General features: G+C 73.9%; 8 protein-coding genes and 1 pseudogene. 4 read left to right on the forward strand and 5 right to left on the reverse strand.

What is annotated here, in order from left to right:
* Positions 1-154 precede the first annotated feature (154 nt).
* The 5 genes from RKE29_RS20790 to RKE29_RS20810 all read right to left on the reverse strand — a co-directional run bounded on the left by RKE29_RS20790 (position 155) and on the right by RKE29_RS20810 (position 6696).
* A complete protein-coding gene (locus RKE29_RS20790) occupies positions 155-1585 on the reverse strand; it encodes a S8 family serine peptidase (protein WP_312007012.1) in 1431 nt (476 codons plus the stop codon).
* A gap of 462 nt (positions 1586-2047) precedes the next feature.
* The gene (locus RKE29_RS20795; protein WP_312007013.1) at positions 2048-2575 is read right to left on the reverse strand and encodes a hypothetical protein; all 528 of its coding nucleotides are present in this window, start codon (positions 2573-2575) and stop codon (positions 2048-2050) included.
* Positions 2576-2875: 300 nt separating this feature from the next.
* Complete coding sequence (locus RKE29_RS20800) at positions 2876-3844, reverse strand: hypothetical protein (protein WP_312007014.1); 969 nt, start codon at positions 3842-3844, stop codon at positions 2876-2878.
* 204 nt (positions 3845-4048) lie between these two features.
* Positions 4049-5365, reverse strand: a complete 1317-nt coding sequence (locus RKE29_RS20805; protein WP_312007015.1) for a metallophosphoesterase — start codon at positions 5363-5365, stop codon at positions 4049-4051.
* Positions 5366-5595: 230 nt separating this feature from the next.
* Positions 5596-6696: a LacI family DNA-binding transcriptional regulator gene (locus RKE29_RS20810; RefSeq protein ID WP_312007016.1), complete on the reverse strand. Its 1101-nt coding sequence runs from the start codon at positions 6694-6696 to the stop codon at positions 5596-5598.
* Between the two features lie 559 nt (positions 6697-7255).
* Here RKE29_RS20810 and hisC point away from each other — a divergent pair.
* The 4 genes and pseudogenes from hisC to cydD all read left to right on the forward strand — a co-directional run.
* Entirely contained in the window at positions 7256-8344 is a 1089-nt protein-coding gene (gene hisC / locus RKE29_RS20815; RefSeq protein WP_312007017.1) for a histidinol-phosphate transaminase, read from the forward strand.
* A gap of 294 nt (positions 8345-8638) precedes the next feature.
* Positions 8639-10252, forward strand: a complete 1614-nt coding sequence (locus tag RKE29_RS20820) for a cytochrome ubiquinol oxidase subunit I (RefSeq protein ID WP_312007018.1) — start codon at positions 8639-8641, stop codon at positions 10250-10252.
* Between the two features lie 99 nt (positions 10253-10351).
* Positions 10352-11404 (forward strand): cytochrome d ubiquinol oxidase subunit II, encoded by a 1053-nt coding sequence (gene cydB, locus RKE29_RS20825; protein ID WP_312007019.1) that lies wholly within the window; start codon positions 10352-10354, stop codon positions 11402-11404.
* Positions 11404-14035 (forward strand): annotated as a pseudogene (cydD, locus tag RKE29_RS20830) (thiol reductant ABC exporter subunit CydD); the annotation flags it as partial. The gene cydB and the pseudogene cydD, both read left to right, overlap by 1 nt.

The following is a 14035-nucleotide window of genomic DNA, read 5'->3' on the forward strand; positions in this document are numbered from 1 at the left end:
ACCGTTGCCCGGCGCCCCCTGTCCACCAACGAAGAGAGGATAAAGTCTAGATGGCAAGGCCCATGCCCCGCGCGAAAACAGAAGAAGAGTCCACCCGTCAGCGCGGGAAGCCCACCGTTTCTGAATGTGGTAACACCGGTCGGGCCAACTGTGATCACAATTGGGTTCCCAATGGTGGTCTGGGGAAATTGAAGTGCTCGAAATGCGGGGAGGAAGTCAATTTCAGGTGGTAGACCCCGTTCCGGCTCCGGCCGGGACGGCTGCGTCCCTCGGCGGGGCGCCCGCGAGCCGAGCGAGCGCCGCTCGGGCTCCCGTCCTGCCTGCCCGTGGTCGCGCGGCCGGGACCGCGCACCGGCGCCGCTGCCCCTCGTCGGCGGTGAGGGACCTGGGGTGTCGGCGTGGTGGCTCCGCGTCGGCNGCCGGGAGCGGTGATCTCCACCGCACTGCCGTAGTTCGAGTACGACGCCTTGGCACCCTGCTGGTCGCTGGCCGCCACGGTGATCACACCGTTGCAGTTGGCGGGCGAGACCTTGCTCGCGTCGGTGCCCTCGTTGCCGGCCGCCACGACCACGGTGGTGCCCCGGGAGACCGCGCCGTCGATGGCCTTCTGGGTGGCCGTACTGCATCCGCCGACCGCGCCCAGGCTCAGGTTGAGCACCTTGGCGGGGTGGGCGTTCGCCGGCACGCCGGACACCGAGCCACCGGAGGCCCAGGTGACAGCGTCGATGATGTCGGAGCCCACTCCGCCGCACGCGCCCAGGACCCGGACCGGCTCGATGCGGACCTTGGGGGAGATTCCGGCGACCCCCTTCGCGTTGTTGCTGAGGGCACCGATGATGCCCGCCGTGTAGGTGCCGTGCCAGCCCGAATTCCTTGCCCTGGACCCCGTCCCGCACTCGTTGTCGGTGGTCCAGCTGCCCGAGTCGGTGGCGTTGCCGTCCCGTCCGTCGCCGTCGTGCGCACGGGACGCGCTGCTGATGAAGTCGTACCCGGAGACAACGTTGTCAGACAGGTCCGAGTGTTCGGTGATGCCGGTGTCGATCACCGCGACCGTGACACCGGCGCCCGTCGACGTGGGCCAGGCGGCCGGCACGTTCATCCCGGCCGAGGTGGCGGCCAGGTTCCACTGCTTGGGGTAGTGGGTGTCGTTCGGATCGGCCTGGGGCATGAACACCTGCTCGCGTTCGACCGCCGCCACGTCGGGATCGGCGGCGAAGGCCGCCTGCATCTCACGGACCGTGCGGGCATCCGCGGCGGCCCCCAGATCGACCAGCGCCGCGCCGGTACCCAGCCGCCGGACCAGCTTGGCTCTGTGTCTCCACCGATCCGCCAGCGTCGCCACCTGTGATCTGGCGTCCGAGTCTTTCGACGCCGCGGGGACACCGGACTTGTACGTCACGATCAACCGGTTGCCCGCCGCCGACTGGCCGTCGCCCACCGGCGAGGCCGCCGCCGACGGAGCGGGCCGGGCTACCGCCTGTGTCCCTGACGCAACCGTGATTCCCGCGACCGAGCTGACGGCGAGAAACGCCGCCAAGCCGGTCTTCGTCAACCGTGTAGCCATTGCGAAGCCTTTCTGGATCATCTCGGGCCAGCCTCCAGACCGAGCTGGCGACGGGACGCTAGCAAGGAACAAATGAGCCGTACACCCGTGAAGCAGACCCGGTTCGGTAAAGCAGCCGACCCGGGGTCAGTTCGTTGGGGAAATCACGGAGAAGGTCCCGGAGTACCGGGCCAGACCCTGCTCTGTCGTCCGGCGAACGGCCGTGCTGCCGGTGCGCTCGAAGCCGAGTCGGCGACGGGGGGCCCGCCGTGAAGGGGCAGTGCCCCGGGTCGCGCGGGTCGTCGAAGCCGTTGGTGAAGCGGCGGGCGATCCGCGGGCTGGTGGACGCCGCGGCCGGCAGCTTCAGCGCGTGCTCGGGTGGCGCGCCGAGCGTGGCCCGGCCCCGACGACGGTGATTCCGCGCATGGTGGTGAACCTCCGGGCAGGAGCCGAGATCATCGCTTGCAATGCAATGCAATGCAATGCAATGGGATGGCGGGCGGCTCAGGCTGCCCCGCGCAGCGCCGGGTCCTTCAGCAGGCCCATGGTCCGGTAGACGTCGTCCGGCGGCGTGGCCCGCGCCTTGACGTACAGGTTCTCGAAGAAGACCAGGAACGGCGCCTGCCGGATGTTCCGCTCCTGCTGGACGAAGGGCCGGATGGCCTCCCAGACCTGGATGACGCGGAAATGGAAGACGCCCAGGGCGATGCGGCTGTCCATCATGCCGAGTTCGTGCATCATGCCGATGCTCTCGTACATGAACGCGACGTTCCACAGGGCGTTCCTGGGCTGTTCGGGTAACGCCATGATGCCGCCCTCCGGCGAGTGCTCGGCGCGGAGGCGGTTGACGACGTAGTCCTGGTCGCGCTGGTAGTCCTTGTCGCGGACGTCGCGCAGGTACACCTCCAGGACCGCGGCGAAGTCGTTCGCGGACCTGGCGTGCCGGATCTGCCGCCAGGCGGCGACGGTCGACAGGAGCAGGGCGACGACCGAGAGGGCCAGCGTGGCGGCGTTGTACATGTGCTCCCCCAAACACACGGTGCCCGTACGGGCGTACGGGCGTCAGTGTCCCAGAATCCGTCCGTCCGCGCCCGCGTCGGCGCCCGACGGCCCGGTTCCTGCCTGACGGGCGGCGGACGGCGGACGGCGGGCGGGGCGGGCGCGCGCTGAAGCCGTCGCCGGAGGGGCCGGCCGCGGTGAACCAGATCGTGGAGCACGTGCTGCGCGGCGACACCGCGCACCGCCCGGCCGCGCCCGGCGGCGACGGCTGACGGCGGTCGTGGCCGGGGGCGCGGTCGTGGCCCGGTGCGCGGTCGTACCGGGCGCGGTCCGTCAGCTCGGGCCGGGTGCGTCCGGGCGGTGGCGCCGGTCGTCCGGCCGCGCGTCGGGCCGGGCGTCGTCGGGGCCCGCGCCGGTGTAGTCCGGGCTGGTGTAGCCCGGGTGGCTGTAGCCCAGGTGCGGCATGCGGCCCGGGCCCGTACCGTCCGGCCGGTGTCCGTCGCCGAGGGCCGGCGCGGCCGGGGCCGACGGGCTGGTCTTCGGGACCTGGACCGGGGGCGGGACGAGCGTGCGGCTCGCGGGCGCGGTGGCGGGGGCGTCCAGCGCCGCGCGCAGGTACGGCGCGATGCCCCGCTCCAGCAGCGCCTGCCGCCAGGCGGCCCGGGCCCACGCCGCCTCGCGCGCTCGCTCGCCGTGGCCGCCGCCCCACGGGGCCCCGGCGCCGTTGCGCAGCGCCGTCAGGACGATGCCGACCGCGTCGAGCAGGACGGCGCCCGCGGCGAAGGCCGCGAACAGCCAGCCCGCGGTGACCATCGGCCGGGCCACGGACGGGGTCGGGTGGACCACGTGCAGGGCGTAGCCCACGGCGAGGAACAGGGCGGCCGCGACGCCCGCCAGGACCGGGGCCAGCACGGCGAGCATCGCGAACAGGCCCGCGCCCGCCGCGCCGTCGGCCTCCGCCTCGGGGTTCAAGGGCTCGGCGGGCACCCCGGCCGGGGCGCTCCCCGGCAGTGCCGGGGTGCGGGCCGGGTGGTCCGTACGGACGGGGCGGGCCGTGCGGACCGGGCCCGGCGCGGGTGAGCGCAGCCGCTCGCGGGCCGCCACGTACGCCCGGTACTCGTCGGCCGCGGCGGACGCGATGACGGCCGCGTCGTGCAGCGCCATCGTGCGGAGCCGGTCGGCGGCCGACCGGTCGGCCAGGGCGGCGAGACCAGGGTCGCGGCCGGCCGTGCGCAGTGCCTGGTCGAGAACCCGCTCGAACTCCGGCCGGTCCTCCGTCAGCAGGTGTGGAACGCTGTTCATGGTGCATCCCCCGATGCTCCGTAGGGCCTGCTCCGGGCTCGGCACCGGACGTCGGGCGGAAACGGAGGAGAGCGCTACGGATAACCAATGGTAGATCCACCCGGGCGCGAACCGGCAACCCATTTACCGCGAATCACCGCTGTCTGGCCCGCACGGGGTGGAACTCCCTACTTCCCCCGAAACGGCCGTGTGAACCCTCAGCTGTCAGTCCGTCAGGGGAAGCCGCACCACGAGCAGCTTTCCGGCCATGGTCACGCCGCCGTCCATGGCCACCGCGAGGTCGTCCGCGTACACGTGCGGGCCCTCGACCTGCGGGGCGCCGCCGTCCTCGCCGTCCTCCGAGCCGACCTCGCCGAGCAGGTACGGGATCGGGCTGTGGCCGTGCACCAGGCGCTGCCCGCCGTAGGTGTCGAGCAGTTCGCGGGCGGCCAGCGGGCCCGCGTCCTCGTCGCGGAAGGCGAACCGCTTGGTGAACTTGCGGAACAGGTCCCAGCACTCGTCCGCGTCGCCGCGTTGCAGGGTCTCGGTGACCGTGTCGTTGACGGCCTCGATCGAGTCGCCGTACTCCAGGTAGGCGGTGGTGTCGGAGTGCAGGAGCAGGTGGCCGTCGGCCTCGGCCATCGCGTCCAGGCGCGACATCCACTGCACGTGGTGCTCCTCAAGCCGCTCCATGTCGGAGCGCTGGCCGCCGTTGAGCATCCACGCCGCGTGGAAGGAGGCGGTGCCCGCGCCGGAGCTGACGGGCTGGTCGCCGAACCGCCGCGCGCCGAGCAGCAGCAGCTCGTGATTGCCCATCAGCGCCTTGCAGTAGCCGCCCGCGGCGGCGGCCTGGGCGGACAGCCGCATGACGAGGTCGATGACGCTGATACCGTCCGGGCCGCGGTCGGTGAAGTCGCCGAGGAACCACAGCCGGGCGTCGCCGGCGGCCCAGTCGCCGCCCGCGTCGATCAGGCCCTGTGCGAGGAGCGCTTCGAGCAGCTCCTCGTAGTAGCCGTGCACGTCCCCCACGACGAACAGCGGGCCCGGTCCCTCCGCGCCCGGCGAGCTGTCCGGCTCGGGCTGCGGGACGACCGCCGCGAGGGGGACCGTGGGCAGGTCGGGCGGGGCGGCCAGCGGCTGGTCGCGCAGGGTGTGCCCGGGGCCGGCTCCGGGACCGGGGCCGATCACCGGCAGGTCGCGCTCGGTCGGGGTGTACTCGGCGGGCTCGTACGGGGCCGGGTCGTACCCGGCCGCGCCGTGGGCCGGGCGGGCTCCCGGAACGGCGTACGGCGCGGGCTCGTACTCCGGCTCGTACTCCGACGGCTCGTACTCCGGCGACTCGTGGTCGGCGGGCGCGTACCGGGAGGGCCGGGCCGGGCGCGCGGCGGGGGCGGCGGGCACCGGCGCGGGCGGCCGGGTGGCCTGCGGACGGGCGGCGGGGCGCGCTGTCGGAGCGGACGGGTCCGGTGTCGTGTAGGCGCGTGCGGGCCTGCCGTCCGCCGTGGTCCGTCCCGTGGGTTCCGGACCGGCCCCCTGAGTCATCGACCCCTCCATCGCACCGCCGTGCCGCTTCGTGGACCCTCTGCCTGGCCGACGGCGGTCCGCTGTGTCGTCCGCCCATCATAGGAATGCCCATGGCGGCTTGGGACGCACCAGGGGGGCTGTCGTGCGGCGGGGCGGCCGGGCGGGCGGCCTGCCTTGTGCTGGTTTCTTCCGGTATCGCGGTGTTCGCGGAGTGTCCTTCGAGCGGGTGACCGGCGAATGTCGCCTGGTCAGCCGCTTGGGCGTGGCCGCGGCCTGCTCACCGTCGTGCGCGGCGGGCGGCGCTGCGACGACGCGCGCACCTGAAGCTCGGTGGGTATCACCTGCTGGACCTGGCAGTCCGCGCCGACGCCCTCGATCGCGTCGATCAGCAGCTGCACGACGGTCGTGCCGATGCGGCGGGGCTTCAGGGACAGCGTGGTGACGGGCGGGTCGGTGGCGGTGTAGACGCCCGACTCGCTGCAACACACCAGCATCAGGTCGTCCGGCACCCGCAGCCCGTAGCGGCGGGCGGCGGCGAGCAGGTCGGTGCCGTTGGGGTCGAACAGGCCGTAGACCGCGTCCGGCCGGTCGGGGCGGGCCAGCAGGCGGTCGGCGGCGACGGCGGCGGCGCACGCGTCGTGCGCCGGGTACTCCTCGTACACCGGATCCTGGCCGACCCGCTCGCACCAGTGCAGGTACGCCGTGGTGGACAGCCGGGTGTAGGTGTCGGTGGTGGTGCCGGTGAGCAGGCCGATGCGGCGGGCGCCGCCGTCGGTGAGGTGGTCGAGCAGGCCGAGCACGGCCGCCTCGTGGTCGTTGTCCACCCAGGCCGTGACGGGCAGGCTGCTGGCCGGGCGGCCGTCGCTGACCACCGGGATGCCCTGCCGGATCAGCTCGGAGACCATCGGGTCCTGGTCGGACGGGTCGATGACGACGGTGCCGTCGAGGGCGACGTTCGACCACACGTCGTGCCGGGAGGTGGCGGGCAGGATGACCAGGGCGTAGCCGCGGGCGAGGGCGGCGGAGGTCGCGGCGCGCGCCATCTCGGCGAAGTAGGCGAACTCGGTGAAGGTGAAGGGTTCCTCCCCGTACGTCGTCACGGTCAGGCCGATGAGGCCGGACCTGCCGGTACGGAGGGTGCGGGCGGCGGCGGAGGGGCGGTAGCCCAGCCGCTCGGCGACCTCGCGGACATGGCGGCGGGTGGCGTCCGGGAGCCGGCCCTTGCCGTTGAGCGCGTCGGAGACGGTCGTGATGGACACGCCGGCCGCGGCGGCCACGTCCCGGATGCCCGCGCGCCCCAGCCGGCGGCCGGGAGTCCGGCTCACCTGGTGCTTCCCTGCTGCTGTCATGGCGAGCCGATAGTAGGGCTCCGGTGGTCTTTCCGCTGGTCCGTGCTCACAATGGTATGAAGGCACGTTTCTGCAAGTTGACGGATGTCAACTCCCTTGGAAACGAAGGGTATCGCTGGGCCGGGCACAGCTCTGATGGCCCGTAACATACCCGAGGCTGCCGATCGGTTCATGTCTCGAAGAGGTCTCAACTCACCTGCACGAGTGACGGGCGCTCTGTTACTCACCCCGGCGCGCCCTCTTGTCATGCGCGCCCCCGGCGCGCACGACCTTTGCACGCGCCGGGGCGGGCGTGCCGGTGCGCCAGAGGGGCGCGGGGCAGGGCGTACGGACCGGGTGCGGTGCCGTACGGGTCGGCGTACGGCGGCGTACGGGTCGGCCTGCGGAGGCGGGGGCGCCTACCGTCCCGCGTGCGGCGGCGTACGGCGGGACGGGAACCTCATAGGGTGTGCGGTATCGCTGTGCGGCGCCGCGCGCGGCACGGGCGTACGGCACCGGCGTACGGTACGGGCCACGGGACGGCGGCGTGCCGCACGGGACGGTGGAGGAGGACCCCGCGATGAGTGAGAACGGACCCCTGCTGCGCGCCGCGCTGGAGGGCATCCCGACGTACAAGCCCGGCAAGCGCGCCGCCGAGGGCGGCGAGGCCAGGGCGGTCGCGTACAAGCTGTCCTCGAACGAGAACCCGTACCCGCCGCTGCCCGGCGTGCTCGCCCGCGCGGTCGAGGCGGCCGGCTCCCTCAACCGGTATCCGGACCTGGCCTGCACCGGCCTGGTCGCCGAGCTGGCCGCCCGGCTGGGCGTGCCGGAGTCGCACCTGGCCACCGGCACCGGGTCGGTCGGCCTCACCCAGCAGCTCGTGCAGATCACGGCCGGGCCGGGCGACGAGGTGCTGTACGCGTGGCGGTCCTTCGAGGCGTACCCGATCGTCACCCAGATCGGCGGCGCCACGTCCGTGCGCGTGCCGCTCACCCGGGACGAGGAGCACGACCTGGAGGCGATGGCGGACGCCGTCACCGACCGCACCCGGCTGATCTTCGTCTGCTCCCCCAACAACCCCACCGGCACCGCCGTGCGCCGCGCCGACCTGGAGCGCTTCCTGGACCGGGTGCCGACGCGGACGCTGGTGGTGCTGGACGAGGCGTACCGGGAGTTCGTACGGGACGAGCGGGTGGCCGACGGCGTCGACCTGTACCGGGACCGGCCGAACGTGTGCGTGCTGCGCACCTTCTCCAAGGCGTACGGCCTGGCCGGGCTGCGCGTGGGCTTCGCCGTCGCGCACGAGCCGGTGGCGGCGGCGCTGCGCAAGACGGCGGTCCCCTTCGGCGTCAGCCAGCTCGCGCAGGAGGCGGCCATCGCGTCGCTGCGCAGTGAGGACGCGCTGCGGGAGCGGGTGGCCGCGCTGGTCGCCGAGCGCACGCGCGTGCGCGACGGGCTGCTGGGGCAGGGCTGGACGGTCCCGGACGCGCAGGCGAACTTCGTGTGGCTGCGGCTCGGGGAGCGTACGGCCGACTTCGCGGCGGCCTGCGAGGCGGCGGGCGTGGTGGTGCGGCCGTTCCCTGGTGAGGGGGTGCGGGTGACGGTGGGCGAGACCGAGGCGAACGACATCTTCCTGCGGGTGGCGGAAGGATTCCGCAAGGAGCTGTAGAGCTCTGGGGCCTCTGGGGCCTCTGGGGGCTCCGGGGCGAGGCGGGCCCGGGGCCCGGGGGCCGGCGGCCGGGGAACCCGGCCCGGGCTGGACCGGGTCGGGGCCGAGGCCGGGAGACCGGGGGTACCCCCGATGCGAGGGGCGAATACGTGTGCGCCATAATTGCTTGTGAATGTGAACGCGTTCACAAGCGCGTCCGCTTTCCGGTACTCCGTGCTGCCCTCAGCGGGCGGACGGCCCCGGCTCGCGGCCCGCCCAGCGCTCACACCCGCACGTCGGTAAGGAGACACCGAGGTGGACCTCGCTCTGGCGCCGGAGACCCTGGCGCGCTGGCAGTTCGGCATCACGACCGTCTACCACTTCCTCTTCGTCCCGCTCACCATCAGCCTCGCCGCGATCACCGCCGGCCTGGAGACCGCCTGGGTCCGCACGGGCAAGGCCACGTACTTCCACGCGACGAAGTTCTGGGGCAAGCTCTTCCTGATCAACATCGCGATGGGCGTCGTCACCGGCATCGTCCAGGAGTTCCAGTTCGGCATGAACTGGTCGGACTACTCGCGCTTCGTCGGCGACGTCTTCGGCGCCCCGCTCGCCATGGAGGCGCTGATCGCCTTCTTCTTCGAGTCGACGTTCATCGGGCTGTGGATCTTCGGCTGGGACCGGCTGCCCAAGCGCGTCCACTGCGCCTGCATCTGGATCGTCGCCGTCGGCACCGTCCTGTCGTCGTACTTCATCCTGGCCGCCAACTCCTGGATGCAGCACCCGACCGGCTACCGGATCGACAAGGCCACGGGCAAGGCCCAGCTCACCGACATCTGGGCGGTGCTCACCCAGAACACCACGCTGGTCGTCGTCTTCCACACCCTCACCGCCGCCTTCCTCACCGGCGCCGCCTTCGTCGTCGGCATCTCCTCGCTGCACCTGTGGCGGGCGCGGCGCGCGGCGGGCCGGGGCGAGGAGCCGGGCGAGGCGCAGCGGCAGCGGACCGGCGCGATGCGCGCGAGCCTGCGGGTCGGCCTGGTGGTGGCGGTGATCGCCGGCCTGGGCACGGCGATCAGCGGCGACCAGCTCGGCAAGGTCATGTTCGAGCAGCAGCCCATGAAGATGGCCGCCGCCGAGGCGCTGTGGGACACCCGGTCGCCCGCGCCCTTCTCGGTGTTCGCCGTGGGCGACGTCGGGCACGTCGGCACCGGGCACAACAGCGTCGAGCTGTCCGTCCCGGGCGTGCTGTCCTTCCTCGCCCACGGCAACTTCTCCGACTCCGTGCCCGGTATCAACGACATCGCCCAGCGCGAGGCCGAGCTGTACGGCGGCGAGCCGGACGACTACATCCCCAGCATTTTCATGACCTTCTGGGGCTTCCGGCTGATGATCGGCTTCGGCATGGTGTCGTTCGCCGCGGGCCTGGTCGGCCTGTGGACCACGCGCAAGCGGCGGTGGCTGGCGCCCGCGTTCCGTACCGGCGAGGACGAGGCGCCCCGGCTGATGCTCACGCGCACCCGCGAGATGGGCCCGCGCCTGACGGCGTGGTCGTGGCGGATCGGCATCCTGACCATGGGCTTCCCGCTGATCGCCAACTCCTTCGGCTGGATCTTCACCGAGATGGGCCGTCAGCCGTGGGTCGTCTACGGGCTGATGCGGACCGCCGACGCGGTCTCCCCCGGCGTCAGCACCGCCGAGGTCGTGACCTCCATGGCCGTCTTCACGCTGCTGTACGGCGCGCTCGCGGTGATCGAGGTGCGGCTGCTGGCGAAGTACGCGTCGGCCGGACCGGACGTGACCGAGCTGCCCCCGGCCGAGGACCCCCGGCTGCGGCCCGGTCCGGGCGGCGGGTCCGGCGGCACCGGCGGCACCGGAAACCAGGACGAGGACCAGGACCAGGACAAGCCGATGGTCTTCGCGTACTGAGGCTCTGAGCCCTTCCGCCTCCCGACGCCTTCTGCCGGCACGACAGTCCAAACCTCCCGACGGCACTCGCTCACGACTCGCTCACGGTCGGAGACCCTGATGCACCTCCACGACTTCTGGTTCCTGCTCATCGCGGTCCTGTGGACCGGCTACTTCTTCCTCGAAGGCTTCGACTTCGGCGTCGGCGTGCTGACCCGGCTGCTCGCCCGGGACCGTACCGAGCGCCGCGTGCTGATCAACACGATCGGCCCGGTGTGGGACGGCAACGAGGTGTGGCTGCTGACGGCCGGTGGCGCCACCTTCGCCGCCTTCCCCGACTGGTACGCCACTCTCTTCAGCGGCTTCTACCTGCCGCTGCTGGCCATCCTGGTGTGCCTCATCGTGCGCGGGGTGGCGTTCGAGTACCGCGCCAAGCGCCCTGAGGAGCGCTGGCAGCGCAACTGGGAGTACGCCGTCTTCTGGTGCTCACTGCTGCCCGCCTTCCTGTGGGGCGTGGTCTTCGCCAACATCGTCCGGGGCGTGCCGATCGGCCCGGACAAGGAGTACACCGGCGGCCTGCTGGACCTGCTGCACCCGTACGCGCTGCTGGGCGGCGCCGTCACGCTGGTGCTGTTCACCTTCCACGGCGCGGTGTTCACCGCTTTGAAGACGGTCGGCGACATCCGGCTGCGGGCCCGGCGGCAGGCCACCGTGCTGGGCCTGGCCACGGCCGTCCTGGCGGCGGGCTTCCTGGGCTGGACGCAGGCCGAAAGCGGCGACGGCGGCAGCCTGGCCGCGCTGTGCGTCGCCGTGGCCGCTCTGCTGGCGGCGCTCGCGGCGAACCAGCGGGGCCGGGAGGGCTGGGCGTTCGCCCTGTCCGGGGTGACCATCGCGGCGGCGGTCGCCATGCTCTTCCTCGCCCTCTTCCCCGACGTCATGCCGTCCAGCAGCGACCCGCGGTGGAGCCTGACCGCGGAGAACGCCGCCGCCAGCCCGTACACGCTGAAGATCATGACCTGGGTGGCGGTGGTCATGGCGCCGCTGGTCATCGCCTACCAGGCGTGGACGTACTGGGTCTTCCGCAAGCGGATAGGCACCCAGCACATCCCCGGGACCGGCGCGGCGGGCGGCCCGGCGGCGTCCGGGCCCGCTTCGGCGGCGCGGGGGCACTGATGCGGCCCGTCGACCCGCGCCTGCTGCGGTACGCGCGCGCGGCGCGGCTGTTCCTGGCCGTCTCCGTCGGCCTGGGGCTGGCCGGGGCCGGGCTGGTCGTGGCGCAGGCCATGCTGATCGCCGAGGTCGTCGTCGGCGCCTTCGAGCGGGGCCTGACGGCCGGCGGCCTGGCCCGCCCGCTGGCGCTGCTCACGGCCGTCGCCGTGGGCCGGGCGGCGGTGGCCTGGCTGACCGAGCTGGCGGCCCACCGGGCGAGCGCGGCCGTCAAGTCCGAGCTGCGCGGACGGCTGCTGGCGCACGCGACGCGGCCGGGGACGGCGGCCCGGGGGACGGCGGAGGTGCCCGACCGCCCGCAGGGCATGTTTCACGTGAAACAGAGGCGCGGCCCCTCCCCTGGTACCGGCGGGGCGGCCGTCGCCGACGCCCGTATGCCCGGCACCGGCGAGTTGACCACGCTCGCCACGCGCGGGGTCGACGCGCTCGACGGCTACTTCGCCCGCTACCTGCCGCAGCTGGGCCTGGCCACCGTCGTGCCCGTCGTCGTGCTCGCCCGCATCGTCACGGCCGACTGGGTCTCGGCCCTGGTCATCGCCCTCACACTGCCGCTGATCCCGGTCTTCATGGTGCTGATCGGCTGGGCCACCCAGGCCCGTACGGACCGCCGGTGGCGGCTGCTGTCCCGGCTGTCCGGGCACTTCCTGGACGTGGTCGCGGGCCTGCCGACCCTGAAGGTCTTCGGCCGCGCCAAGGCCCAGGCCGAGGCGATCCGCGCCGTCACGGCCGACTACCGGCGCGCCACCCTGCGCACCCTGCGCGTCGCCTTCCTGTCCTCCTTCGCGCTGGAGCTGCTGTCCACGCTGTCGGTCGCGCTGGTGGCCGTCGGCGTCGGCCTGCGGCTCGTACGGGGCGAACTGGACCTGTACACGGGTCTGGTGGTGCTCGTCCTGGCGCCCGAGGCGTATCTGCCGCTGCGGCAGGTGGGCGCCCAGTACCACGCGGCGGCCGAAGGGCTCGCGGCGGCGGACCAGGTCTTCGGGGTCCTGGAACGCGCGCCCCGCGCGCAAGACGCGTCCCCTGAGCCCGAGCGGCGGCACGCGTCCCGCGCGGGCGGCCGGCCCGGCGCGGCGGGCGTGGCGGGCGCCCGGGGCGTGGCGCTGGCCGTGCAAGGGCTGGAGGTCCGCCGCCCCGGGCGCGCCGCGCCGTCCCTGCCGGAGACCTCCTTCGAGGTGCGGCCGGGGGAGACGGTCGCGCTCGTCGGGCCCAGCGGGGCCGGCAAGACGACGCTGCTGCGGGCCGTACTCGGCCTCCAGCGGCCGACGTCCGGGCGGGTCCTCGTCGACGGNACTCGGCCTCCAGCGGCCGACGTCCGGGCGGGTCCTCGTCGACGGGGCGGACCTGGCGGGCACCGGCCTGGCCGACTGGCACACGCGGGTGGCGTGGGTGCCGCAGCGCCCGTACCTGTTCGCCGGAACGGTCGCCCAGAACGTACGCCTCGCGCGGCCCGGCGCCGACGACGCCGCCGTACGCGCCGCGCTGCGGGACGCCGGGGCGCTGGACTTCGTGACCGCGCTGCCCCAGGGGCTCGACACCCCGCTGGGCGAGAACGGCGCGGGCCTGTCGGCCGGCGAGCGGCAGCGGCTCGCGCTCGCGCGGGCCTTCCTCGCGGACCGGCCGGTGCTGCTGCTGGACGAGCCCACGGCCAACCTGGACGGCGACACGGAGGCCGCCGTGGTCGCGGCCGTACGGCGGCTGGCGGCGGGCCGTACGGTCCTGCTGACCGCCCACCGGCCGGGGCTGCTGGCGGTGGCGGACCGGGTGGTGCGGGTGGGCCCGGCGGCGCCGGTGGCCGGGGGCCTCGGAGAGCCGTCACGGGAGCCGTACGGCGGGTACGCCGCGACGGACACGTGGGCTCGTCCAGCGGCGGCGGCAGCGGCTCCGGCGGCCCCGGCCGCGAACACGGAGCCGGCCCTGCACCCGCGGCCGGCCTCGGACGTGACGCCGACCGGAAGCGTGCCCCGCGCGGGACGGCGGGGCGACGACGCCCTCGCGCGCGTGCGGGCGGCGGCGCGGGGCAGGCGCGGCCGGTTCTGGCTGGCGCTGGCGCTCGGCAGCCTGGCCCTGGGCAGCGCGGTCGGGCTGATGGCGGTCTCCGGGTGGCTGATCTCGCGCGCCTCCCAGCAGCCGCCCGTGCTGTACCTGATGGTGGCCGTGACGGCGACCCGGGCGTTCGGCATCGGCCGGGCGGTGTTCCGGTACGCCGAGCGGCTGGTGGCCCACGACGCCGTGCTGCGCGTCCTGGCCGAGCTGCGCGTGGGCGTCTACCGGCGGCTGGAGCGGCTGGCCCCGGCCGGGCTGCGGGACGTGCGGCGCGGCGACGTGCTGGCCCGGTTCGTCTCGGACGTGGACGCCCTCCAGGACTACTTCCTGCGCTGGCTGCTGCCGGTCGGCTCGGCCGTGCTGGTGGGCGCGGCGTCGGTGGGCTTCACCGCGTGGGTGCTGCCGGAGGCCGGGGCGGTGCTGGCGGCCGGGCTGCTGGCGGCCGGGGCGGGCGTGCCCGCCGTGTCGGGCGCGCTGGCGCGCCGCGCCGAGCGGCGGCTGGCGCCCGCGCGCGGCGAGCTGTCGGCCCAGGTG

It is taken from the genome of Streptomyces sp. B1866, assembly GCF_031932565.1.
Lineage (GTDB): Bacteria > Actinomycetota > Actinomycetes > Streptomycetales > Streptomycetaceae > Streptomyces.